Origin of the sequence: Gimesia alba (assembly GCF_007744675.1) — a bacterium.
Lineage (GTDB): Bacteria > Planctomycetota > Planctomycetia > Planctomycetales > Planctomycetaceae > Gimesia > Gimesia alba.
In genome coordinates this window covers 6,161,099-6,187,227 of record NZ_CP036269.1, presented here as the reverse complement: position 1 = coordinate 6,187,227, position 26,129 = coordinate 6,161,099, and the positions used below count along the sequence as shown (strand labels likewise).

The 26,129-nt window shown below is 48.6% G+C and carries 18 protein-coding genes and 1 tRNA gene; 7 read left to right on the top strand and 12 right to left on the bottom strand.

Translation table 11 applies throughout. From position 1 onward, the window contains the following. Window position 1: 1 nt before the first annotated feature. The 5 genes from Pan241w_RS22905 to aroB form a co-directional block, all read right to left on the bottom strand. The gene (locus tag Pan241w_RS22905; RefSeq protein WP_145220318.1) at window positions 2-712 is read right to left on the bottom strand and encodes a YggS family pyridoxal phosphate-dependent enzyme; all 711 of its coding nucleotides are present in this window, start codon (window positions 710-712) and stop codon (window positions 2-4) included. Window positions 713-846: 134 nt separating this feature from the next. Further along, a complete protein-coding gene (locus tag Pan241w_RS22900; protein ID WP_198000092.1) occupies window positions 847-1,254 on the bottom strand; it encodes a PilZ domain-containing protein in 408 nt (135 codons plus the stop codon). Between the two features lie 194 nt (window positions 1,255-1,448). Next, complete coding sequence (locus Pan241w_RS22895; protein WP_145220314.1) at window positions 1,449-2,042, bottom strand: response regulator; 594 nt, start codon at window positions 2,040-2,042, stop codon at window positions 1,449-1,451. Window positions 2,043-2,083: 41 nt separating this feature from the next. Then, a complete protein-coding gene (locus Pan241w_RS22890) occupies window positions 2,084-2,473 on the bottom strand; it encodes an Hpt domain-containing protein (RefSeq protein ID WP_145220312.1) in 390 nt (129 codons plus the stop codon). A gap of 342 nt (window positions 2,474-2,815) precedes the next feature. Beyond that, window positions 2,816-3,988: a 3-dehydroquinate synthase gene (aroB, locus tag Pan241w_RS22885; protein WP_145220310.1), complete on the bottom strand. Its 1,173-nt coding sequence runs from the start codon at window positions 3,986-3,988 to the stop codon at window positions 2,816-2,818. Window positions 3,989-4,206: 218 nt separating this feature from the next. On the opposite strand from aroB, the gene mfd reads away from it, so the two are divergent. The 4 genes from mfd to Pan241w_RS22865 all read left to right on the top strand — a co-directional run bounded on the left by mfd (window position 4,207) and on the right by Pan241w_RS22865 (window position 15,279). Next, complete coding sequence (gene mfd / locus Pan241w_RS22880) at window positions 4,207-7,548, top strand: transcription-repair coupling factor (protein WP_145220308.1); 3,342 nt, start codon at window positions 4,207-4,209, stop codon at window positions 7,546-7,548. 184 nt (window positions 7,549-7,732) lie between these two features. Continuing rightward, complete coding sequence (locus Pan241w_RS22875) at window positions 7,733-8,986, top strand: peptidylprolyl isomerase (protein ID WP_145220306.1); 1,254 nt, start codon at window positions 7,733-7,735, stop codon at window positions 8,984-8,986. A 398-nt stretch (window positions 8,987-9,384) separates the two neighbouring features. Beyond that, the gene (locus tag Pan241w_RS22870) at window positions 9,385-14,376 is read left to right on the top strand and encodes a hypothetical protein (RefSeq protein WP_145220304.1); all 4,992 of its coding nucleotides are present in this window, start codon (window positions 9,385-9,387) and stop codon (window positions 14,374-14,376) included. A gap of 282 nt (window positions 14,377-14,658) precedes the next feature. Then, the gene (locus tag Pan241w_RS22865) at window positions 14,659-15,279 is read left to right on the top strand and encodes a peptidylprolyl isomerase (RefSeq protein ID WP_145223480.1); all 621 of its coding nucleotides are present in this window, start codon (window positions 14,659-14,661) and stop codon (window positions 15,277-15,279) included. Between the two features lie 23 nt (window positions 15,280-15,302). On the opposite strand, the gene Pan241w_RS22860 is transcribed toward Pan241w_RS22865, so the two are convergent. Continuing rightward, window positions 15,303-15,725: a GNAT family N-acetyltransferase gene (locus tag Pan241w_RS22860; protein WP_145220302.1), complete on the bottom strand. Its 423-nt coding sequence runs from the start codon at window positions 15,723-15,725 to the stop codon at window positions 15,303-15,305. A 423-nt stretch (window positions 15,726-16,148) separates the two neighbouring features. On the opposite strand from Pan241w_RS22860, the gene Pan241w_RS22855 reads away from it, so the two are divergent. Beyond that, window positions 16,149-16,505, top strand: coding sequence for an FKBP-type peptidyl-prolyl cis-trans isomerase (locus Pan241w_RS22855; RefSeq protein WP_232107244.1), 357 nt, complete (start codon window positions 16,149-16,151; stop codon window positions 16,503-16,505). Window positions 16,506-16,566: 61 nt separating this feature from the next. Next, complete coding sequence (locus Pan241w_RS22850) at window positions 16,567-17,109, top strand: inorganic diphosphatase (protein ID WP_145220298.1); 543 nt, start codon at window positions 16,567-16,569, stop codon at window positions 17,107-17,109. Between the two features lie 97 nt (window positions 17,110-17,206). Here Pan241w_RS22850 and Pan241w_RS22845 read toward each other — a convergent pair whose 3' ends face one another. From Pan241w_RS22845 to Pan241w_RS22825, 5 genes are all read right to left on the bottom strand, one after another. Next, entirely contained in the window at window positions 17,207-18,406 is a 1,200-nt protein-coding gene (locus tag Pan241w_RS22845; protein ID WP_145220296.1) for a PDZ domain-containing protein, read from the bottom strand. Between the two features lie 152 nt (window positions 18,407-18,558). Continuing rightward, window positions 18,559-19,224 (bottom strand): hypothetical protein, encoded by a 666-nt coding sequence (locus Pan241w_RS22840; protein ID WP_145220294.1) that lies wholly within the window; start codon window positions 19,222-19,224, stop codon window positions 18,559-18,561. Further along, window positions 19,211-19,741, bottom strand: coding sequence for an RNA polymerase sigma factor (locus tag Pan241w_RS22835; RefSeq protein ID WP_145220292.1), 531 nt, complete (start codon window positions 19,739-19,741; stop codon window positions 19,211-19,213). Before Pan241w_RS22835 ends, Pan241w_RS22840 begins: the two co-directional genes overlap by 14 nt. A 395-nt stretch (window positions 19,742-20,136) precedes the next feature. Further along, the gene (locus Pan241w_RS22830) at window positions 20,137-20,952 is read right to left on the bottom strand and encodes an NIPSNAP family protein (protein ID WP_198000090.1); all 816 of its coding nucleotides are present in this window, start codon (window positions 20,950-20,952) and stop codon (window positions 20,137-20,139) included. 229 nt (window positions 20,953-21,181) lie between these two features. Beyond that, window positions 21,182-22,852, bottom strand: coding sequence for a CocE/NonD family hydrolase (locus Pan241w_RS22825; RefSeq protein WP_232107243.1), 1,671 nt, complete (start codon window positions 22,850-22,852; stop codon window positions 21,182-21,184). Between the two features lie 379 nt (window positions 22,853-23,231). On the opposite strand from Pan241w_RS22825, the gene Pan241w_RS22820 reads away from it, so the two are divergent. After that, window positions 23,232-23,304, top strand: a tRNA-Thr gene (locus tag Pan241w_RS22820). Between the two features lie 33 nt (window positions 23,305-23,337). Here the strand turns inward: Pan241w_RS22820 and Pan241w_RS22815 are convergent. After that, the gene (locus Pan241w_RS22815) at window positions 23,338-25,917 is read right to left on the bottom strand and encodes a tetratricopeptide repeat protein (protein WP_198000089.1); all 2,580 of its coding nucleotides are present in this window, start codon (window positions 25,915-25,917) and stop codon (window positions 23,338-23,340) included. Window positions 25,918-26,129: the final 212 nt, after the last annotated feature.

The following is a 26,129-nucleotide window of genomic DNA, read 5'->3' as shown; positions in this document are numbered from 1 at the left end:
CTCAATTTCCTGATTCTAATCCCTCAAACAGGGCACTGCCGATACGGACCAGCGTGGCCCCTTCTTCAATGGCAATTTCAAAATCCCCACTCATCCCCATTGAGAGTTCCTGCAGTGAGACTTGCGCGGGGGACATCGACTGGAGCTGATCGCGAAGTTGCGATAATTCTCGAAAGACCGGTCGTGTCAGTTCGGGGTCCGATGTGTGTGGTGCCATCGTCATCAGTCCCTCGATCTTAACATGAGCGAGAGCGCAGAGGGAACTCCAACTGGCTAAGAGTTCTTCTCGAGAAAAGCCTTTCTTATTTGGTTCGCCGGAAAGATTGACCTCGATCAGTACCCGTGGTTGTAGATTCGATTCTGCTGCAATGCGATCGATGGCCGAGAGTAGCTTGATGGAATCGACCGAGTGAACCAGGCAGGTATGCTGGATAGTACGTCTGACTTTATTGCGCTGCAGCGGGCCGATGAAATGCCAGTGTATATGATCGGGAAGCAGAGCAGCTCGTTCCTCCAATTGCGGAGTGCGGCTTTCCCCCAGGTGAGTACATCCCAGTTCCAAAAGCGCGGCAACCCATTCCATGCGGGCGTATTTTGTCACAGCAATTAATGTGACCGATTCTGGAGAACGCTGCGAATGTTGGCAGGCCGCATCGATGCGGCTTTGAATCTGTGCGTAGTTTTTTTGAATGATGCCAGTCAGGTCGTCCATTCCCGAGTTTTCCACAATGGGGGGTAAAACACTCTCGTCCGTTGAACAGAGTTGAATGTCTCTTAAAAGAAGCAGTCAATCATACGTGTGTGTTTCGTCTGAAATCAACTGAAGGTAAGGAAAATGGAAGGATCTTAAGTGACCACTTTTCCCAGGAACCGGACCCCATACTCCCAGAATTGTTCTTCTTCAATTTCCTTCTGACGGACAACTTCTGATCGGAACCAGGTAACTTGATCTCCCTGCACGGGAACGCCCACGTGAATGGTCTTCTGGTAAATGGGTGAGGGATAAATGAACGACAGGCCGGATTGTGAAATGGAGCGAGACCAGACTTTGATCGTATTGACTCCTCCTTCCTCGGCATATTCCTGGTCTGGAACAGAAATCCAGACAATCCCGCGGAAGTCTTTTCGTTCGTGCGCACGTTTATTCGAGTAATGGATGCTCATTCGTTTATCGAGACGATCCAACGTATCCAGAACGCGCGAAATTGCACGGTTCTGCTTCTCTGAATATTGTTCCAAGTTAATTAGGCTCATTCGCCGCATCCACTTAAATGTTGTCAGGTTGAATACGATATTCAACAAAAATGGTTTGGTTTCTTGTTAAGGTCTAAGTTTGTATAGATCTCTAATAATGGAACTATAGGTCTTGTTTAAAACCAGTCAAATCCCTCCTGGAGACGAATCAAAGTATTTGCATTTGTTCGAGCGATGTTGTGTTTTGTAAACGTTTAATTTTCAACGGTTTCCAGTTTTTCAAGAAATTCTTGCAGGCTGGTTACTTCTTCATTTAAGCATTCAATAAACTGTTCTGCAGCGCCCCCATTTCCGGAATCGATGATTTCTTTGACGGCGTCTTTTAATTTTTGAGTTGGTGTAAACAGATCCAATGATTTCCCGCTGGAAGCAGTACTGGGGGCTCCCATCGCCATGTCTTTTAAGGTGGCTTCGAGTTCATCCTGGTCAAGAGGTTTGAACATGATTTTCGCCACGCCTAACTCTTTCGCCAGTTTAAGACGTTGGACATCTTTATCGTTCGAGTTTTTTTCCATGCGTAACGCGGTCATCAGGATAAACTGAGGAGGGTCGAGTTGTCCTTCATCAGTAAACCGTTCCAGATTCTGTGCTTCCTGGAAGAGATCCACTCCATCCATGCCGCGCATCATCAGATCTGTGACCACGATACTGATATCATTATCTGTTTTCAGAAAATTCAATGCCTCGTAGCCGGATGTGGCTGAGACTGCCGTATAGCCAAATTTTTCTACAAGACGTGAATGAAAATGACATGTGTAACCAACATCATCTACAACTAAGATTTTCATTTTGATTGCCTTTGGGTTAAACCTACATGCGTTGATGATGATCAAACATCGCTACACTCTTGAGCCATCAATGTTTTTAATTCAACAATGAGTTGTGTGATTTCTTTTTCAAGTGAACTGTATTTGATCCGAGATTCATCCAGTTGTTCTGATTTCCCATCATTTTCCAATGACTGGAGCAGGAGATAGGGTTCCAGCTTGGTATAGTTTCCGACAGTTCCCTTACAGGCGTGTGCTGCTTCTGCCAATTCTTGAGAATCATTCTTTTCAACAGCCTGCTGAATATCATTCATTTGCTGCGGGATATAGCTGAAGAATAGTTCGATCATTTCAGCGAGAAATTCCACATCTCCCACCGCCATGTCCAGAACCTGTTCTCGGTTAATTAAACGCCATTGCCCCGTAGTAGAAGTTGTTTCTAAACTTGTCATAGCTCAATACCTTTTTCCTGTGATTTACGCGTCAAAATGGTCTAGTCTGAAGCACAGACATCGAACTGATAGCGCAGACTCTTACTCAGAGAATTAAATCAGCAGGCCTGGAATTAAGGTTAGGTTCTATTTTTAAGAGAAACCAACACTGATCATCAACAAGGCAAATTGGAGGGGAGTTTTTATATCGATTCTGTGATCTGTGCCGATTGGTGGAATGAAAGGGCCTGAGAACTAAGGGAATTCTGTATGTAAGTAGGTATTAATACAGTGCTGACGATTTGATATTTGAGGTGAATGACCTGCTGTCAAGACCGGCCTTTTCCTGTATGGTATCGGGACTTAGATTTGAAAGTCGTCAGTGCTGGGTTTGGTTTGTGCTAATTCCTCGAGTACTTCTCTCACGAGTGACTCTGAAATGTCTTTGAAGACTTCCACACGTCCAATACAGGTCGGAAGCACAAACCGTAATTTTCCACCAACGGTTTTCTTATCCAGTTTCATGCGGTCGATGATTTCATCGTTATCTAAACAGGTCCCTGCAGGGAGTGAAACCGGCAGTCCCAGTGCCTCTAGAAGTTGAATCTGGCGTTCCGTATCCTGATGTTTGATCAAATTGAGTTTTTCTGCGAGAACACTGGCGTAGATCATCCCAATGGAGACCGCTTCGCCGTGCATTAACTCTCCGTAGCCGCAGAGCGCTTCAAAGGCATGTGCAAACGTATGACCATAATTTAAAATGGCCCGTAAGCCGGTCCGCTCGTGCTCGTCCTGTTCGACCACTTCCGCCTTCAACTCGCAGCTCCGGGCAATGACGGTCCTCAGTACTTCGGGCGATCGTTGATTCAGTCCTTCAATATTCTGCTCCAGGTATTGAAAGAACTTGGAATCCAGGATCACGCCATATTTGACAATTTCTGCCAGTCCGCTGCGATAATCTCGTTCGGGAAGTGTTTCGAGCGTCGAGGTATCAATGAACACACCCAGCGGTTGATAGAAGGCACCGATCAGATTTTTCGCTTGTGGATGATTGACGCCGACTTTCCCACCAACGGAACTATCGACGTGTGCCAGCAATGAGGTTGGAACTTGTACGAATGGTAACCCGCGGACATAGGTGGCAGCAACGAAGCCTGCGGCATCTCCCGTCACACCGCCGCCGACGGCGATTAAGACTGTCTGACGGTCGGCCTTCATCTCTACCAGTCGGTCATACAGACTGGAAATGACAGCGAGAGATTTCGATTTTTCACCCGCTTCGATGATTGCCGTTTCCCATTTCCAACCTTTTGCTTTCAGGCTTTTTTCGATTTGGGGAGTATGCAGCGCTGCCAGGTTCCGGTCGGTAATGATGAATGCGGTTTTGTTACCTTCTGCTACGGAATTCCGAAACGCAGGATTCTGATTCATCCAGGTTTCCAGCGTTTCAGCGAACTGATCGAACTGGTCGCTCACAACTGAAATATGATAACTGCGCGGCCCCAGAGCGACATTGACATCGAAACTATCTGACACGGTGTATCCTTCAATATACTAAAATCAGGCAAGTCAATCCGCGGCTCTTGCGAAATCGGCCTTACATTTTGCCTTTTGATCGGTGAATTTTGGTTCTTCTATCCTAGCTTTGAGCTGCCTTGAAGTCACGCCGGATGGTCCTGAAAACCGAGTCCCGATCACGTTTTTTGAGGTGAGCACGTGACAATTTCACACTGCTTGCTAAAATTATTTTGAACATGACCAAACCAATCGACAGTCAGATTCAGTCGATGCAGGATCTGGTTCCCGTTTTAAGTCGAAGCGAAGGATTCGCAGCTGTGGTTGCGGCTCTCCAGACAGGCCAGAGCGGGACAATTGACGGAGCCTGGGGGGGATCGTGCGCGCTGACAGCGGCAGCGATCGCAGAATCGCTCAAATTCCCCACATTGGTCGTCCTTCCCCGATTGGGAGAAATCGACGAATTCAGCGGCGATCTCGCCAGTTTTCTGGGAAGAATTCCCGAAATATTTCCTGCCTGGGAAACGCTGCCTGATGAACACGATGTGTCAGACTCGGTTTTTGGTGGTCGCCTGCGGGTACTGAACCAGCTGGTACAACTCGACCAGAATGCGGATAGTATCCCGCCGGTGATTGTGACTTCGTTTCCTGCTTTACTGCAACCTGTCCCCAGTCGTCAACAGCGCCGCGAAGCCACTCGCACCATCAGGGTGGGAGATGAAATAGACACCGACCCCTTTATGAGTTGGCTCATCGAACGTGGTTTCGAACGTACAACGGCGATTGAGCTTCCGGGTGAATTCAGTATGCATGGCGGCATTCTGGACATTTTTTCTCCTGATGCCACACTCCCCCTGCGGATTGAATTTTTTGGGGACGAGGTCGAATCCATCAGGCAGTTTGATGTGGAAACACAGAGAACCGTCGAAACCTGCGAACAGGTCGATCTGACGCTGATTTCTCCCGTCTCTGCTGCTCAGGAACATTCACAACGCCCGACACTGGCCAAGGATCTGGATGAGACCGCTTCCGAGAGTCTGTTGGACAATTTACCGGAGAACACCTGCATTGTACTGGTAGAACTCCCGGAACTGATTGACGAAGGCAAACGTTATCTGGACCGACTCGAAAATCCACGCGGATTATTCAGCGTGCCCGCGACCATGTCCCGCTGCACCGATTTTCCGTCTGTGACGATCGCCCCCATTTCTGCAGAATCGACCGAGATTTCTTGCCATTTGCAAATTGAATCGATCGAGCGTTTCACGCGCGCGAAGTCGGAAATGATCGAAGAGTTGGCTTCGATCACCGGCCCTCATGATCGCGTTGTTGTCTGTTGTCACAATCAGGGAGAAGAGGATCGGCTGCAGGAAATATTAGCCGAGTCTGAACTGGAAATTGGTAGCCGCGTCACAACCTGTATCGGCAATCTGGCATTGGGCTTTCGGATTGTACCCGAACATCTGGTGGTATTGAGCGATCATGAGCTCTTTGGGCGTGCAGACATCCGGCATAAGCCGCGCAAACGCAAAGTCGAAAGCCGGGCCATCGACAATTTTCTTGATTTGAATGTGGGTGACTTTGTCGTGCATCTCTCGCATGGTATCGCCCGTTTCAAAGGTTTGGATCTCCTCGAGAAAGATGGCTGTCGCGAAGAACATCTCTCGTTGGAATTTCGCGATAAAGTGCAAATGTATGTGCCGGTCTCTCTGGTGCATCTGGTGCAAAAATATATCGGGGGCGGAAAACATATTCCTCAACTGTCCAAGTTGGGAAGTAAAAGCTGGGCAAACAAGAAGGAAAAAGCAGCACAAGCCGTCAGGGACATGGCCAGCGATATGCTGCGGATGCAGGCGATGCGTTCGGCACAACCAGGTATCGCGTATCCTCCCGACAGTCACTGGCAAAAAGAGTTTGAAGCCTCGTTTCCGTACACAGAAACCGCCGATCAACTGCATGCTATCAATGATATTCGACATGACATGGAGCGACCTCAACCGATGGATCGTTTGATCTGCGGTGATGTGGGTTACGGAAAAACCGAGGTTGCGATTCGAGCTGCTTTTAAAGCCATCGATTCAGGAAAGCAGGTTGCCGTACTGGTCCCGACAACGGTTCTTGCCGAGCAGCACACGCGGACCTTCAGCGAGCGGATGGCCGATTATCCAATCACCATTGAAGGTCTCTCGCGTTTCAAAACAAAAAAGGAACAGCGAAAGACACTGGAAGGCATGGCCTCTGGTAGTGTCGATCTGGTGATCGGCACGCATCGATTAATTCAGAAGGATATCAAATTTAAAGATTTAGGTCTGCTGATTATCGATGAAGAACAGCGGTTTGGAGTGGAAGCAAAAGAGATGCTGAAGTCCCTCAGACTGCAGATTGATGTGCTCACCCTGAGTGCGACTCCGGTGCCGCGAACGTTACATATGTCGTTGCTGGGGATACGTGATATTTCCAACTTGACCACAGCGCCCCGTGATCGTGTGCCGATCGAAACACGCATCTCCCGCTTCGATCCCGAACTGATCCGGCATGCGATGGTGCGCGAATTGAATCGAAACGGGCAGGTTTATTTTGTGCATAACCGTGTCCACGATTTACAGAAGTATGCAGACCGGATTCAGCAGATTGTTCCTGAAGCCACGATCGGGATTGGGCATGGGCAGATGAAAGAATCCGAACTCGAAGCGGCCATGTACGACTTCGTCTCCGGCAGAGTTGATATCTTTGTCTGCACAACCATCATTGAGAGCGGCCTGGATATTCCGAATGCCAATACCATGTTCATTCACGATGCCGGCAATCATGGGCTTTCGGATTTGCACCAACTCCGCGGACGTGTGGGAAGGTCACATCATCGGGCCTATTGTTATCTACTGTTACGCGACGGACAGATTCTGACACCGGTGGCTGCGAAACGGCTCAAGGCGATTGAGGAATACAGCGAGCTGGGGGCCGGGTTTAAAATCGCGATGCGCGACCTGGAAATTCGAGGAGCCGGAAATATTCTGGGGACCGAGCAGAGTGGTCATATTTCCGCGGTCGGGTATGAACTGTATTGCCAGCTGCTGGAAAATGCCTGCAAAAAACTGAAAAACGAGCCATTGCGGGAACACCATCATGTCGCCATTGATCTCCCTTGTACCGCCTATCTGCCTTCGGATTATATTCCGCCCGGCCGCATCAAAATTGAAATGTATCGGCGGTTATCCGCCATTCATTCTCTCGACGAATTGACGGATCTGGAGGCAGAGTTCGAGGATCGCTTCGGGAATATTCCGCATCCTGCGAGACAATTATTGATTTTGAAAGAATTACAAATCCTGGCGCAGCAGTGGCAGGTGGATAGTATTCGCCTGGAAGAAAACTTCGCTGTTTTAGGCTATCGGGACAAAAATCACATCCTGGCTCTGGCGAAAAGTAATCAGAATCGGATTCCGGTTCGCATTGTCGATCATAAATCGGCGTATATTCCTTTGCCGGTTTCTGCCGTAAATACAGATGCGATCATGTTAGAGCTCAAATCGGTATTGCAACAAAGTTTTGATCCGGCCTATAATCTCGCACCATCATCCTGAAGGGGTGAAAATGAGTTGGTTTTTAATTCGTTTTCTGTCTTGATGGATGGTATTGATAGTGTGTCGGTCAACTTTCCCTTCCTTACAATTCCCTTGTAATACTGACTGATTACAGTATCGCCCCTAGATTGTCTCTCAAATTCCCAAATCGTAAATTCGTTCATCAACTGCAGGATGCATCTTGATGCGCTACGCGCAAGTATATTTTTTGTCCCTTGTTTCGCTTGGCATGATGGGTTGTGAAACTACTCCCAAAGTAGATAACCCTGTGCTGGGACCGCCCCCGCCGCGCCTGGAATCTGCTCTGAAGCAACAAAAGCTGAAACATGCTGAAATTGCCAGTCGGGCGAATGACAGGAAGAGTGTTCTGGAAGGGGATTTCGAGGATTCAGAGAATCCGTTCGAGACACCGGTCATTACGGCTTCGACCACCTCTAGCAACAGCACTGATGAGGAAGCAGACGACTTTCTCTCCGACAGTACTGTAGTTGCCATGGTGAATGGGGCACCTCTGTTTGTCTCAGATGTGATTGGTATCTATGATTTTCAACTCAAACAGGCAGAGCAGCGAATGCCGCCTGAAGAGTATAAGAAATTACGACGTGCTCTGGTGAAACGTGACCTTAAGGGACACATTGAACGCCAACTGTTGATTCATGAGATGAAGAGCACACTGAAGAAAGAACAACTGGACCAGTTGCAGGAAGTTTTGGAAACCGCGTTTGAAGAAGAACGCATTCCTGAACTGCAAAAAGGGCTGGGCGTCAATTCTCCGCAGGAACTGGAAGAAAAGCTCAATCAACAGGGGCGCTCGCTTTATAGTGAACGAGAACTGTTTATCAAACAGCAGTCTGCCATTCAGTTTATGGCTGTGAAAGCGAAAGCAACCAACGACTATAGCCGTGAAGAAGTCTTAGCACGTTATAAAGCGAATATCAAAGACTACGAAGTACCATCCAAAGTTCGCTGGCAGCGAATCCGTATCACCTATGCGAAGCAGGGAGGTAAGGAGAAGGCGGTGGGAGTGTTGGACGAAGTCATTCATAAACTTCAGGCTGGAGAAGATTTCGGCGAACTGGCCAAGAAATATTCCGATGGCACCCGGGCTGAAAGAAATGGTCAATGGGGCTGGACACGGCGAGGTAGCCTGGCAGAACCCGAAATCGAAAAAGCCCTGTTTGAGCTTCCCATCGGACAAACCAGCCAGGTCTATGAAACAGCAAACTCATTTCAAATCATAAAAGTGAACGATCGTAAAGAGGCCGGACATATTCCGTTTGCCGACGTACAGGGCAAACTCGAGCAATCCATGATTAGTGAAGCTCGTATGAAAGCCACCAAAGAAATTTTAGAAGAACTACACGCGAAAGCTGTGATTGAAACGATATTCGATCTGGATGAAGAAGAAGTAAAATCTACAAATTCTGCAGTCCAATAACGTATCCAGATGAAGGTCAGATTAAGATTTCATTCGGAAATTACAGCCTGAAATATTATTTTGAAAACCGTACAAACTTTTTTGAAAATATTGTCAAAGTCATATTGACCTGAAAAGCAGAAATCGATTATTAACCCCACACACTTCTCTCAACTCTCAAAAAATCAAATCAACAATTCATATCACTGACAATCGTCTGTTACTTTTGCCTTACGGCAAACATTCAATTGCATATCGTTTTCTAGAATCCTGATTTCTCATACGAAACTCGTATGGCACTAAATCCGGATTTCGGACTAAAATCCTACCCACTTTTAGATAGCGAGTTGGAAGTCATGATGACTCCTCAAAATAAACATAATCAAAGTTGGTGTTCTGGCTTGAAGGAGGGACCTACATTGGGCAAGGCATTTGGAGTACTAGCCTGTACGACGCTGATCGCAGCGTCAATGTGGCTGGCCAATCTTGGCAACACGACCAGGAAGGTCGCTGCTGATGTCGAGAAGGATGGCCAGTCGATTGCGGGGCGTCAACAACGCTCGGCTCGTTACTATCTGAGTCTGGGGACTCAATATTACGAGAGAGGACAATTCGCTGAAGCGGTAGAAGTGCTTGAAAAAGCTTCTGTCTCTCCAGGTCGTTTGTCATCTGCAGAGTTTCGCAAAATGAACGACTATCTTGGTCGTGCTCGAACGCGAGCTGCAGCACCTCGGGACAAACGGATTGTCAGAGCACAGTCACCCGCGGCTGACTCTAATCCAGTCAACTTATCAAGTGGTGCAGGAAAGTCTCTCGAAGAGCAGAAGCAACTGGCTCGTCAGTTACTTCAATCTGCCCGTGAGGATATTAAGCTCAATGAACTGGCAAAGGCTCGCCAGAAAGCAGGGCAGGTAGCATCGATGAGACTGGAATATGGTCCGTTCGATGTACGACCAGAACAGGTCCTGGCTGCTATCGCTCGCGCAGAGCAACGAAATAATCAGTCTTCTCCGATTCAGCAAGCCGGTGGTTTTTCTAATCGTCAATCGAATGTGATGCAGGTTGCCCACGTAGAAGGATCTCCTGAAAATAATCCATTTTCAAATCCAGGTGCCAATCCATTTGATGGAAGTCAGACGAAAAGACTGACGGAAAAAGAACAGGCTTCTGTTTTATTGAAGCAGGCACGTCAAGCATTGAGTGCCGGCAACTATGATGATGCCCGAACCCTGGCCATTCAGGCACAGGATTATGATGTTGCTTACAAACTGTTCGAAGAACGTCCGCAGCATATTCTGGCTGAAATCGAACGAAAAACCGGCGCTAAGATCTTTGCTGGTAAATCAACTTCTTCTATGCCCATCGCACAATCAGGTGCTCCCTCTTCAGATAATGATCTGTCTGCTAAACTGTTGAAGCAGGCACGTGCCGAATTACAGTCAGGAAATTATGATTCTGCTCGTGAACTGGCACTGCAAGCAAGTCAAATGGATGTGGCTTACCGATTGTTTGATGATCGTCCGGAATTGATTCTTGACGAAATTAAGCGTGCTCAGTCGGGTGGTTCTCTGGCAGCGACTGGCTCCAGCCGTGCTCAGACCGCGCCTGTCGCTGTTCCCCAGGGGTCATCAAAAGCACAGGCATCCGAGTTACTGCGTCTGGCTCGTCTGGATATCAAAAAACGTGATTTCAGCAATGCCCGTCAGAAAGTCAATCAGGTTCAGCAAATGCAGGTTTCTTATGACCTGTTCGATGACCGGCCTGAACTGGTCCTGGCAGCCATCGATCGGATTTCCGACGAAGCAGCCATCATTTCGGGGATCAAAGGGCTGCAGCAAAATCAAGACGCTGTTCGTCCACGGATCAATCGTTTAATGGAACAGGCTCAGCTGGCTTTACAGCAGGGAAATAAAGACGAAGCGTTAATGCTCGCTTCCTCTGCTCAGAAACTGGCTCAAACACTTGATCTTCGCTTTTCCAACCCGAATGAATCGCCAACGGCCTTCATTCAACGTGTGGGAACCAGCTCTGAAACCAGACTGAACCCGGGTACTTCAAAAGCGACTGACGGAAAATCAAATGCAGAATATGCACGGCAATTGCTGGCTTCTGCCCGAAAAGATCTTTCCAACAATCGAATCGAAGAAGCACGACAAAAAGCGGAAGCCGCTCAAAAAGTTGATACCGCTTATACTTTGTTTGAAGATCGTCCTGAACAGGTTCTGGCAGACATTCGTAAAATGGCAGGCCAACCTGGTGGGCTTTCACCTGAAGAACTTTACGCTGCAGAAAATCAGCGTAAGAAACAATTCTCACAAAAACTGGTTGCTCAAGCCCGAACGGATCTGAAAGCCAGACGCTATGAAGCTGCTCGTGCGAATGCAGAGGAAGCATTGCAGGTCGGCGTACAATTCAAGCCGGGTGAAGACAGCCCGCAGGCAATCCTGCGTGATCTGGAAGCTCGAATGGGGACACAACCCACTCAAGTCGCACGTATGAAACAGAACGATGCCAGTGAGATCGCCGTGATCCATCCTGGTGCATCTGCTCTGGAACTGTATAACCTCGGAATGCAACGGCTTTCCGAAGGTAATCGTGGAGCCGCTTATCAGGCATTTTTAGCCGCCTATCAGTCGGGTGAAAAGCTGGATAATCATCGTGCTCAGCAATTGCAGGATGCCGTTCGAGAATTGGCACCTTCACGAGCTGATAAGATCCGCCTGGTGAAAAATCAGAGTGAGTCGAACGGCCCTGTCGCAGACTCTAAAGAACCCAGCACAATTGATCTGGTAGAACAGAAACAGGCGATTGAGTTCAGCCGCCTGCGATCTGATGTGCTGAATGCGATCTTCAAAGCAGAAAGAATGCGTGAGAACGCTCCCACCGAAGCTTTGGAAATTATCGATCAGACCATGTCCAAAGTGGAAAGTTCCAGTCTGAATAAGAAATCGACAGCGACTCTCATCGGGTCACTGCAACGGACTCGTGAATCCATTGATTCCTTCCGCAAACAGGTTGCTCCTCTGGAAGAATTGAAGAGACGCAACCAGGAAGTGGAAGAACATATCTCTCAGGAAATTAAAACCAGAATTCGGGTGGAACAGGAACTTGCCGAACTGGTTCAGAAGTTTAATGAGCTGATTGATCAGCGTCGCTTTGCGGAAGCTGGCGTGGTTGCCAAGCAGGCCAAAGACCTCGACCCGCAGAATCCGGTCGCTGTCACAATGGAATGGAAAGCAAAATTTATTGCACGCGAGTGGTCTAATAATGAGATGCGTGATCGCAAAGAACAGAACGTCTGGAATCAATTGAACGATGTCGAAGAAGCACTGGCAGATGCCTATACGCCTGACATCAAATTCGGTCACGATGCCAAAGAATGGTCAGATCTTAAAAAACGTCGTGAAAAGTATCACGCTAAAAACCATAGCCAGAAGACAGAGAAAGAAATCCAGATTGAAGAAAGCCTGGACCGTCCAGTGAACCTTGAATTTGAAAGTGAATCACTGGCAAACGTGATGCACAGAATTCAGACACTCACCGGGATCAATATCTTCCTGGATGGTCAGGGACTGGAAGAGGAAGGCGTGACAACTGATGCTCCTGTGACGATCAACGTCAACGGAATCAAGCTCAGAAGTGCCTTGAACCTGCTTCTGGAACCGCTGAATCTTTCCTACACGATTGACAACGAAGTATTGAAAATCACGAGCCGCATTCGGCAGCAGGGAACCTTGAGCACAGAAACCTACCCGGTCGCTGACCTGGTGGTACCGATTCCTAACTTTGCAGCCAGCGGCAGTATGGCAAGTAACCCTTACAGCCAGATTGGTGCAGTCAGCTATGGTTCAGGAATTGGTGGAAATCAGGCTGCTCCCGGAAACTTCCAGGTTGCAGATCCTGTAATGGGTGGTGTGCCCGGTTCCAATCCCTGGAGCAGTGGCGGTGCGACAGCACAAGTCGCCGGTGGTGGTTCCAATATCGACTTTGATTCCTTAACCGAACTGATTGTCTCTACCGTGGAACCCGATTCCTGGGAAGAAATCGGCGGTGCCGGAAGTGTGCGTCCTTTTGAAACCACATTGAGTCTGGTGATTCGCCAAACACAAAAAGTGCACGACGAAATTGCTAACCTGCTCGATCAGTTGAGAAGACTACAGGACCTGCAGGTAACGATTGAAGTTCGCTTTGTGACTGTCTCCGATCGATTCTTCGAACGAATTGGTGTCGACTTCGACTTCAATGTCGCAGATACCGTTGGTGGTCCTACTGTTGACAGTAATGGAAACCCCGTGCCCGCCTTTGGTCAGGTCGACCTGCTGAGTGGTGCCAACCAGGGTGGTGGTAACAACCAGGGTGGTCAGCAAGGACAGCAGGGACAAACGACGACGACCGGTCAGACCGGCGGACAGGGAGTCGCTCCCTTTAGTAATCCGCCTACGAGAACGTTGCTCAACTTCGATAACTGGCCAAAAAGTGGTACAGTCGTCGGGATGGCTTCGCCCGAATCGTTTACGCCGGACCTCGACGTTCAGTTCCGCCAGGGATCATTTGAAATCGGTGTTCCTGAATTCGGAAGTTTCAATGCGAACGCCGGTGTGAATGTTGGTCTGGCCATTCTGAGTGACATCGAAGCCTTCTTCTTCATCAATGCTGCTCAGGCAGATGAACGATCAAACCTGATGTTTGCTCCGAAAGTGACGCTCTTCAACGGACAGGTTGCCTTTGTGACCAGTAACGTATCACGACCTTTCGTGATCAGTCTGGTGCCTACTGTGGGTAACTTCGCTGTCGGGTTCACACCAGTCATCGCGAATATCCCTGAAGGGGTCTCACTGACTGTGTCAGCTGTGATCTCTGCAGACCGACGTTATGTACGACTCTCCGTCAATCCGAACTTCACCAACGTGACCGACGTGTTTACCTTCTCCTTCCAGGGGGGCACCACAGGTGGTCAGCAAGGCCAGCAAGGCCAGCAAGGTGGCCAGCTTGGTCAGCAGGGTGGTGGAAACTTTGGTAACGGTGTCGGAACCGGTGTCGGTGGTATTGGTGGTGTCGGCGGCCAAGGTGGCCAAGCCGGCGGCCAGACCGGTCAGCAAGGCCAGCAGGGGCAACAAGGGCAGCAGGGTGGTGGCTTGGGAACAACCACGATTCAGCAGCCTGTTGTAGAACAGGTGACTGTGACAACCACAGTCAGTGTACCCGACGGTGGTACTGTGCTTCTGGGTGGTGTCAAACGACTCCGCGAAGGACGTAGCATGGCCGGTGTTCCGATTTTGAACAAACTGCCGTACATCAGTCGACTCTTTAAGAATACTGGTGTCGGTCGTGAAACCGAAAGTTTGATGATGATGGTTACCCCCAGAATTATCATTCAGGAAGAAGAAGAGGAAGCTCTCCTCGGATACTAAGGAAAGAAAACGAGATCGTCTGAGAAATCAGACGATCTCGGGAAATTGCAGATCGCGGGATCTGCAGAGGGGCTGATCGTCAGCAGCCCCGGGCTCTGGCCGTCGCGAATTCTCCCCCCCTGATTCGCGGCGGCTTTTTTCTTTCTCAGTTTATAGTGGGGCTCAGGGCATTCCAGCTTGCAGAATCCCTCTTGTGATAAGAACCGAAAATCAATTAGACTTTTATTTCTCTACAGGCTTTCGATCCAGATCAATTGAACAAGGGGTATCACCGTGTTATCGATGAAAACGATTCTCATTCTTTCCTTAATGCTCGTCGCAACAGTAGTGCCAGGGATTTCTCAAGAAGCAAATGCTGCCGCCCCGGAAACCTACCGTGTTAAAATGGAAACGACCAAAGGAACGTTTTATATCGACGTGACACGGAGCTGGTCTCCGAATGGAGCCGACCGGTTTTATGAACTGGTGAACTCTGGTTTTTACAATGACTGTGCTTTTTTTCGTGTGATTGAAGGCTTCATGGCCCAGGTGGGTATTAATGGGGCTCCTGCCACACAAGCGAAATGGCGCGATCAAACGATTCAGGATGATCCGGTGGCGAAATCAAATCTCAGAGGCTATGTCTCGTTTGCGAAAACAGGTGCTCCGAATTCGAGGACAACACAGATCTTCATTAATTTCGGCGACAATCGTTTTCTGGATGGACTTGGTTTTGCTCCCTTCGGTGCCATTTCTCAGAAAGGGATGAAGGTCGTCGACGCACTCTATTCCGGATATGGTGAAGGCGCGCCATCCGGCCGTGGCCCATCACAACAGAGAATCCAACAGGAAGGAAATCAATACCTGAAGCAGGACTTTCCCCGACTGGATTATATCACCAAAGCGACCATCGTAAAAAACTGATTCCGAGTCAGAAACGAGAAAGATTACTCATTCAAATGAGGTTGAATAAATAACGCCTTTTTTTCTCCGGGCAAAGTAAAATCAAAACCACAGCTTTGAAAGAAGACATCAGAGGATGTCACCACCATCACTTCAAGAATGTTCCTTTGACGAGCACGATCCACACAGGCCGAAACCAGTTTTTTACCAACCCCAATCCCCTGACGATGCTCGGCGACCACCAGACTGCGAATTTCCGCTAATTTCCGTGAATAAATTTCTAATGAAGCAAATCCCACAATTTCGAGATCCTCTTCTACAGCCACGAACCCTGTTTCGACCAGTTCATCCAGTTCTTCCGAGGTGCGAGGAAGTATTTTCCCCTGCTCTACGAAAGGGACAATAAATTCAGCCAGACGACTGATATCCTCATGTTTTGTGGAACGAATGTGAATTTGGTCTGTCATTTCAGGAAAACTTCATTTCATAAATCAAATCAGAAAAGTGGTCTCACTTTTTGATCAATAAAAATCTGCGACTGATCTCATGTAAGCCCAGGAGGCTCTCTTTCAACACTGAACGAAAAACAGAGTTGCACTCTTTTTCCGAAGTCCGGAAAAGGCAGACATCCTGATGGTGCAACTCAGAGGCCGATTAGTTATGGTATCTTTCAGGTCATTACCAAAACTACGGCCGCAGTATAATTGATTGCGGAAAGATAAGGTAATGAGTCTATGAAAAAATCTCACTTTTTAGTTTTATGTAGCTGCTTCTGTCTGATATTTGCTGGGTGTAAAGGCTATTTCCAAAAGCAAGAACAGACTGAGTCGATGTCCTCTATTTCGAGTACTCCGGCAGCTAAGTCAAGACCAGAAGAAATGGATGTAAACGTGACTGACGAAACCGCACCAGGTTATTTATCGACCGCCTCCGGCCTAAAATACAAAGTGATTCGAGAGGGGAATGATACCAAACCGGGACCCCAGGATGAAGTGACGGTACATTATCGGGGTACACTGGAAGATGGATCGGAATTCGATAGCTCATATAAACGGGGACAAACGATTTCGTTTCCCCTGGGCGGGGTGATCCCCGGCTGGACCGAAGGGCTGCAGCTGATCGGCGAAGGTGGCGAAATCGAATTGATTATCCCGTCTGAACTGGGCTATGGAGCCCAAGGCTCTCCCCCTGTGATTCCTCCCAATGCGACGCTTCACTTTAGAGTGGAATTATTCAAAGTGAATTAGTTGATCAAGCGCAACATCAACTGATTCTTTAATCTATCAGCGAAAATTCAGGAGAGTAACAGTGACTCACTGTTGGCATGATGTGACTCCGGGGCAGAATCTGCCTCGCGATTTCACGGCCGTAATTGAAATCCCCACTTTTTCTAAAGTGAAGTATGAGTTGGATAAAACAACGGGTCTGCTCAGGCTGGACCGCATGCTTTATTCTGCTGTTCATTATCCTGCCAACTATGGGTTCATTCCCCAGACTCTGGCAGAAGACGATGACCCGCTCGATGTATTAGTGCTCTGCCAGGAACCCGTTGATCCGTTGACGATTCTTGATGCCCGCGCCATCGGCGTGATGACCATGATCGACAGCGGTAAGCCGGACCATAAAATTCTGGCCGTTGCCGTCAATGATCCGGAATATAATCCTTTTACAGAAGCATCGGAACTACCGCCACATCGTCTGGCCATGCTGCGACGCTTCTTCCAGGATTATAAAATGCTCGAAGGCAAGACAGTTGAAGTGGAAGAGTTTCAATCTGCTGCCGCTGCATTTCCAATCATTGAAGACTCGTTGCAACGCTACAGCAGCCAGAGACGCCGCGGTTTCCTGTAAGATCGGTCAGTGACGGACTCTGTTCAAATGCAAAAAGCAGCTATTTCCGTTTGAGAAATAGCTGCTTTGATAGTTGTCTGCGTTTCCTGTCGCGTGATTAAATCGGGTTATCCACACGCACCTGAGCGGTCGGAATACGAATTCTTTGCAGTGTCGCCCTGATCTGTTGCTGAATCGTGGGATTCAACTGCTTGAGTTCTTTGGTGAAGATCTGGTTTCCCATGATCTGATTCACATTTAAAGCCGGGCGATTTCCAATATGGTGATCGAGTTCTACCATTCGTACAGATTTATCTTTCGTACCCCGACTCAGGAACACACGCACAAAGCGTGCATTTCCCTGCATGTGCCCTTTCATCTGGAAGCGAAAAGTAGGCTTGCCCCGCAGTGCCATTTTCAGCTCTTTCAAACGCTCGTTGATCATCATTTGCACATGGTCTGGCATGTCAACAATTTGATCACTGATCTCTTTCAGATTCCCTTGAAATTGGTGGGTTTGTAGCGTGTCATTATCATCCTGATAGCTGACTTCCACAGAATACCCCTCCTTCAGACTACCAACATAGAGTAAGGCAAGGTTGTGGGTGGCCGATGCTGAGATCTGGCTTAAGCCTAAAGGAAGCTTGCGTCCCAGTGGGCCTGTCTCAGTAGACCGGGAGGCAATCGGGCCATCCTGCGCCGGTTCTGTCTTGGAAGGCTGTGTTTGATTTGTTTTCTGTGATGGTTTTTGACCAACCGGACTGACTGAAAATTTGTGAAAGCGAAACAGCTTCTGGGTGAGCGTCACCTCAACTACCTGGTGCTTTGAAGCGCGGATGACACCAAATTTAACCCGACTTTCCTTCTCAGATTCCATCACGAATTTACGTAACACATCAGAGGAGGTAATAGCTTTGCCATTGAAGGTGGTCAGAACATCAAACATTTTGATTCCCGCCTGCTCAGCAGGGGAATTGGGAAGTACTATTTTTACACCAACTCCCTGACCGGCTTTCATCATTGAATTCAGCTGAGCAGCCAGCGCAGCGGGGACCGGTTCTGTCACAATGCCGACAAAGTTTCGCTGTTCTGTTTCTCCGGTCGGACGACTGGTGATCCGGAACTTGCCCTTAACGGCTCCCTCGTTCGGATTATTAGCGGGGCGCATCGGTTTGGGTTGCTTCGCGGACCCCTTTTGTTTTGGTTCAACCTGGCCAGGTTTTTGCGCCTGAATCGGTAGCTCATCAGCAAATGACTGTGATGCGACCAACAGGGAAAAAACGATACCGCTGAAAAAGAACCATGGATACTTCTTCATTGTTCTGCCTTGGAAATGTTTCAAAAAAGACAACGCCCCTGCTACAGAAATTTCAAGCAATTCCTGAGTCGGAAGTCTCTTTTTTGTGGCCCGTATTAGAGTTCCTACTTATCCGCTAACTTGTCTCTTTATATTTGCACACTGGATTAACGTTATTGACCATTCCTGTCCGACTCTTCCTTAATCAAGGAAAGGTTGGATTTATTGACAGGAACAAAGTCGATCGTTAATTCCGGCATCGACATCTTCACATTGGCACCGGTTTCAGGGTTCTGAACGGTAAAATTCGTCCAGGAAAGTTCGGTGCGTTGTTCGACAGGGCCGGATTCAGTGTTATAGAGTGTGATATCAATTGATTCTTGTATGGTTTTATCGACCTCCGAAGTCAGCTCAATCGGAGAGTTGCCGTGATCAACGACCGCCAGTGCATCTGATTCGATTGGATGCGATCTCTGAGAATCAGATGCTTGCTCTGATGGCTGAGTCGATGCAGGGGGAGTCGGCGTTTCATTTCTCACAACAGGCACATTGGGCACCGGCTGAAATTTTGTGAACACCATCACACCGACAATCACGCAAGCGCAAACTGCAGTGATCAGATAACCCAGCTTGAACTGGCCCCGACGTTGATTCCCAGACTTTTCAGGTACGCCGTTTCCCAAGTGAGCTGTTTGCTTGAATCGTTTTTCAAACTCTTCATCAGAGACCTCGGGCAGCTCCTGCAGTTCCAGAGGCATTTCCTGTTGAAAATATTCGCGCAGAACACTCTCCAGCTCATCGTCATTCTCGAGCATTCCTGAAGTGTCATACGGTTTCATGATCTATCCCCACTTTTTCCAACTCTTCACAAAGCCGCTTTCTCGCGCGAGAAAGCCTCATGTCAATCGCTGATGTTGAAGTATCCAACGCAATTGACATTCGTTTTGATGACCATCCTAGTGCATAACGAAGTACGAGAACCTCGCGGTCCTCGGCTCGAAGTTGTTGAAGTGATTGCCGGATTCGGCTGTTTCTCTCTTCTTTTTCCAGATCTTCTGACGGATCTGAAGGTTTACCTACAATATTATCCAAAAAATCTGCAGGCCTCGCTGCATGGTTCTGCCTTCGGGCATAATCACGCAGCCAGTTTTGAGCAACAGTCAAAACCCAGGCCCGGATATTTCGTATTGACTTGACTTCTTGAGATTGTAAACGTACGAACGCTTCCTGCAGCGCGTCATAGGCACGATCGGCGTCTGAGCATTGAGCATAAAGTAATGCCCAAATTTCTCGACCTTCACGCAAATATACCGCCTCTATTTCTGCCGACCACCGTTTGGCCTGCTTGTCAGGCATGCAAATTCCAATACGCTAGAAGAGGGAAATCTAAGTCTATTGGAGAGTGTTAATGGCTTTGCTTCATTTGCCAGCTTAACAACACTCGTCTAACTCACATGCACTAGAATAGACGGAACCCCCACCAGAATCTAACGTCGTTTCAGGATATTTCCCGTTTCCGGACAGATTCGACAGGCGCTCACCATCAACCTTTAACAGCAGTCACACAGATCTGCAATTGTTGAAGATTTATATCTTGTTGAAATAGAACAGTTTACGAGAAATTACCCAGCTTATCGACAGGTGTTCCCCGCAAGTCCGGATTTTCCGGGAAGTTCGATTAATCAGGCAGGATCACTATATATGTCAGTTGGGTTATGAGAGCCAGCCTCACATTCACTCACCTGCGCGGACTACTGTATTTCGGAATAAGGCAGTGGCTCCAGATACCACTTTGTGATCTTCGAAACTGTTCCCTTATATTTGTCCATCTTCTTCATCCGGTCCCACTCGGGATGTTTGATGAATCCTTGCCAATGTTCGTCGTGAATTTCACGATTCGGCCCGGACAGCATGTAGGTCAAATTGGGAACGTCATCGCCAATCAGCATCTCGCCAAAGAAAACCGGTCCCAGTTTGACTTCCTTCATAATGTCAATTTCGCCGGAATTGAACATGTCTACTTTCAGACGGGCCAGATTCGCATTGCTGCTCTCATACGTTCGCAACTCAAACAGATGCGGGCCTTTTCCCTCCGGCGTTTCCAGGACCGGCATGCCACTGAAGGCTTTCATCAGCCGGCTTTCAATCCGACTGTAAGCGGCCGACTTGTTCGGCAGCGCGAAAAATGCTTCCCCCGCTTTATGGTAGGCGGCATCTTTTTCCAGCAGATCATTCACAGCGGAAAACTGTTCCAGTGACTGATACGGAATCAACACATACAAGGATTGATCATCTTTGTCTTTCTCCTGGCGGTTGCTTTCCGATAGCTTGAAGACACCAACGTCGTCGATGCCCTGCCGTTTCAATGCAGGCAACAAAGCATTCTTCAGAAAATCGCTCACGAGCTTCTGGTTGGCAGCATTGTCAATCCGATACGTGCGCAGTTCATAAAACTCCTGCTTCTGTTTCGGTGCAGCGGAGTGCGCTGTCTGCCCCAGTCCGAGTGCAACGGCCGCTCCCACGCTGCCTGCCAAAAACTGTCGTCGATCTGTTGTATGCTGAGTCATGATGTTCCTCGTTTCGAGTTCAATTGAATGGATCTTGTTTGCGGTAATTTTCCAGTCGGCGTTCCCCATTAGCCGAAGGGCGTTAGCCCCGGTTCCTCCCCATTTGAAATGACCAGTTCGGATTAAGTAACAATCTACTAGAGCGCATCCCATTTAACCATAGCATCTCTCATTCTAATATACTCGGTCTAAATGGCCTTGGAGACGTTGCAGTAAAACTGGACACAGTCTAGGGATTGACCGGCGCGAGAATACGCGAAGCCTGCTGGGGGCTGTGATGAATTTTGTTCTTCGCCACAACCACTTTGTCCGGAAATTCAATCGTGATCGGCTCTCCCGTATTCGGGTTCGGCTCATAAAAGGGCGCGCCGGTCGAAGCAACCGTCACGCGGATTTTGTGGCCTTTGTTGAAGATCTGGCTCAACCAGCCGATGTTAAATCCCACTTTGTAAACGTGGCCCGGCTCCATTAGTTTCTGTTGTTCAAAGCCATCCCGATAGCGGGCACGGCGGATCATATCGATGATTAGAATCGAACGGCCGTCCGGGTAAACGTCGCTCACACGCACAATAAAATCGGTATCTTTCGCTGAGGAAGAGACCAGCAATTCCGCTTTTACATTGCCGGTCCACTCGACTGCTTCGGTGAGCGTATCCGTCGTGAATGTCAGCACGTTTTCCTGTTCTTCGACCACACGGGCGTCGCGGGCACCGGGAAAGCCGCGGCCTTCAATCTTCGCTGGATTCAGCGGGTCGGCGATTAACTGGGTAAAGGCATCACCGGCAGATGGTTTCCTGGTCGATAATTTTCCACCGGGCTGCAGGTAGTAAGGCGTTTCTGTGACCGGGATTGGCCAGTCATTTGCAGAACGCCAGATGTTTCCCGGCGCTCCGGGTTCACCCACCGCACCCATCACATAGTACCGCACGTTGGGATCTTTTGTGATGCCGTTATCGACGCCTTTCAGATAATGGTCGAACCAGCGGATCATCTCCGCGACCACATCAAAACTTGCATTCTCGGGATACAGCATCTCAGCGACTTTGTTGCCTTTGTTGGTGCGCCCATGCAGCCAGGGGCCGATATAGAGTTTTTGCTGGCCGCGTGAATTCGGGCCTCCTTTGTGCTGGCGACCGATATAACTCTGAATCGAACCGACGCACATGTAGTCGTACCAGCTACCAACGGTAAAGCAGGGGACGTTCATTTTATCGAAATGCAGCGTGCAGTCTTCGTCTTTCCAGTACTCATCGTAATCGGGGTGCGAAAACCATTCTTTCATCAACGCCCGGTTATGAGCGGCCACGCGACAGACACGGTCCATACCCTTAAATCGGTTCGGCTTCGCGGCCCCGCCGATGAAATAACCTTCGTGGTAGAGACTCAGTCCTGTATCAATCATGAATTGACAGACCAGATGCGGCGGCTGAGTGACGGCCAGATAGTTCTGAGCATAGCCCCCCTGAGAACTACCAAACGTTCCAATCTTTCCGGTCGACCAGGGCTGTTTGGCCAACCATTCGACGACGTCGTAGCCGTCCCGTTTCTCGCCCCATTGCAGATCGCGATAGCCGACCCAGGTTCCCTCTGAGATCTGGGAGCCCCGGAAGTTGACCACACATACGACATAATCGTGGCTCGCCATATCGGCAAATCCGAGCCGCGAGCCTTTGCCGCGCAGACTGGCGTACCGCTGTTCCATCAATACCGGCCAGGGACCTTTGCCTTTGGGGAAGTAGAGATAAGCCGACAGTTTGACGCCATCCCGCATGGGGATCATCACATGTTTTTCGGTGACCCCTTTTTCAAATTTGAGCGGCGGGGCTTCCTGTGCCGACAGGGCAGGGCTGAAGAGAAGCAGTAACATCATCATCAGGCAGACATTGGCCAGTTTTCGCATGGGATTGTCTCCGGCTGGTAGTTCAAGGCGGGAAATTATCTCCTTCGATTGTGGCTAACCGTCGCCCATTCAGCAAGTATAAACGCCGCTCGATCTGAAGACCGGGCCGCGATCCAGCAGAATCGTTACAAATGACACACCCGCTGTTTTCATGCGCTCAGTGTGAATTCATCCCGCTGTTTCCGCTGTCTATTCCGGCCGGGAAATCTATTTTTCAGCGATGAAATGGGGGCCGAATCCTTTCGAAAACCGAAAAAAGGGGGTATGCTACCGCCAGAGCGGGGCTCAAATGTTTTTTAGCGAGACCCCTCAAATCGATTCCCGCCAGGCGAACCAAAGTCACGTCTGATGAATCTATCAGGATATCAATCGGGAACACGCCGCCGTAGCTCAGTTGGCAGAGCGACGCATTCGTAATGCGTAGGTCAGGAGTTCGACTCTCCTCGGCGGCTCTTTTTCTTTCAGGCTCCTGTTCACCGAGACTCTCAGAAATGGGGCGTTTTTTTGAGCGTTTCAATTTTTTCCAGTGCAGCCGCGACTTCTTGATCGTCAGGATTCATTTCCTGGAGTGTCAGATAACTGACTTCTGCTTCCGGGACGAGATTATAGAACAGCTGGAACTTCGCCAGTAGTTTCAGAATCTTCTCATTTAAAGGGGTTTTCATGTGGGCCTGTTCAAGTAGTCTGAGGGCCTTGCCCGGAATGCCCTCCGATTCGTAGATTGAGACCAGCTTTTGAATCGCTGCTTGCTGTTTCGGGTCTAAGCCATCGGTGATCTCTGTTTTCTGATGGGGAGGGAGATTGAGCAAGTCGGAAAGCGATTCTTCCAGATGAATCCTGTCTCGTAATTCATTTGCTTCGGCATTCTCTGTTGTTGATACTTGCTTCAGTTCTTCCACCGCTTGTTGAGTTTCTCCCTTGATCAAATGCAGACGTGCTAAGAGCACATGTGCCTGATCAAGCTCTGCTTGACTTGACTTGTTTGCATCAAAAACTTTCTGTGTGAATTTGAGTACCCGATCAAAGTCTGACAGCTTCCAGTATTCTTTTGCGATTTGAAGATTTCTGCCTGGCTCACCTGATTTATCCGGAGACGCGGGTACTGTGTTTTTGGTTAACTGTTTCTGTGCTAAATCCCGCCCGCGGTGAATGGATAAACTGATCGACGATTGCCCCGGCATCCGCAATGCTTTTGAAAATTCTTGCAGGGCTTTTGGGTACTCGCGTTGTCCAATGTAGGCCCATCCCAGGAAATTGACGATACGGACATCACTGACTTCTGGCAGTGCCTCGACGAACGAAATGGCTTCGTGAAAATTTTCGGTCTTCAGTAATAGGCTGAGATAGGTGACCTGTGCCGAGACTCGATTCGGAAATTTTTCAAACGTCTGTCTGGCAACATTCATCATTTCTTCTTTCTGCCAGTATTGATGACGGATGGTGCCTTCGTAGTTCGGTCGTACTTCGATGATCATGATTCCTGATTTTGAATAAACAGGAGTCAGGCGATAGATCAGATCATGATCTAACAAGTGCCACGGGAAGGTGTCTGCTGCATTCTTATCAAAACAGACCAGATAGCGCGAAGAGAATTTTTGAATCAGTTCACGAAGTTGGGCGGGCCTGGTCTGTTCAAAATAAACCAGTTTCTGGAAACGATGGCCAGTGGTAGCAAGATCGTTTTGGCGTGTCAGTATGCGGGCATTTTCGGGCGTATTTTCTTTGATCCAACGACCGGCTTGGACAAAATCACTATAGTGAGTGGAAGGGAGCTGCGTTTGATAAAACTGTTCTCCTTGGAAGATGAGCTGCTGATTGGCATGAATCAGTCTGTAGTCGGTAATCGACTGGGAGCAGAGGATGGCAATGCCGGTAAACATTGCGATTCCCACTAAACTCTTCTTAACGAGGATCTTCGATCCTGTAACATACTTGAGTAGAAATAGAAATCCCACAGGAAAAAAGGCCAGGATAACTGGTAATAGCGGCAAAGTATATCGTGGTTGCATCCAAGGCCATACAGACAGTATTCCGAAGGTAATCAAAATATAAAACAGACTTACGGCACCGCCCTTGTTCCAGAGTTTGAGCATGCCATAAATCGCGATCGAGAGAATCAGAATGCAGGCAAGAAAATAAATGAGTTGCGGTCCGGGTAGTACATGATTGCCGTCCAGCAGAAATCGTTCGTAACGCGGAGCCCTTCCCGGCATATTGGGGAACAATATATTGCACAGACTTTCAAAGTGGTTCAGACTTCGGTTTATCATGGATAATAGCGTGCTGCTGAAACCTGCTTGCCGAATTTCGTCAAATGTCGAGGACGTATAAATGTCTGTTTTTAATGAGTTGTTACGCAGAATCCACAGCCCCGTCGTTGCCAGTGAACAGACAACGCTGATCAGATAAGGCCAGCGTTGTCGTCTGACAACCGCCCAGATCGCAATTGCCAGAATCAATGCAACGCCGATGGTTCGAATGAACGGGAGAAACATCAATAAGCCAGTCAGCAGAATGAGATTCTGTTTGTTGATCGGGGCGGTATCATTGGAAATGAGATATAAAATCGCCACCGTAAATGCCATAAACGGGATCTCACTCATAATGATGGTGGAGAACAGCAGGAAATGGGGATTGGTGGTCAACAGCAGCATGACAAGCAAAGTCAGCCAATGAGCTGTCCCGTTTAATTCAGGTTCGTTTTCGATCGCGCTCTGCGCCAGGCGAGACATCCATCGATACAGCAGCGCCAGCATGATCAGAGCTGTCAGAATCACGGTGACCTTGGCAGCAATTACATTGTAGGGAGCGACTAAGGCAGCCGGGATCAGCAGCACCGACATGCCCGGCGGTCGCTGAGTAAAATAAGGGGCTCCCGGGAAATCGATTTGGCGGTACTCGAAGTCATTTACCAGTCCGCGCGCCATCAAGACATAGTCGGGACTATCGGGAGAAAAGAAATAGATCTGATTTAACCGTGCCACTGACAGGACGCTAAAAAATAACAAGATCGCAATCATCAAATTGCGAGTTCGATGACTCTCAGATCGTATAGAAACACTCATTTTCATTTCGTCAGCCGAGACCTTGGGGTATAAACTTTGCTGAAATAGGCCGGGAAAAATACTATCTTGCGTCAAATTCGCAAGTTTCAATCATACCCGTGGGTTGAGGCGCTGGCGAAGCATTTTTCGGGAATTCTATTCGAATCTACATTTGAGGAATCAGAGAACAGGAGAAGGATGTAACGTCAGCAAAGGCAGTAACTTAAATGAAG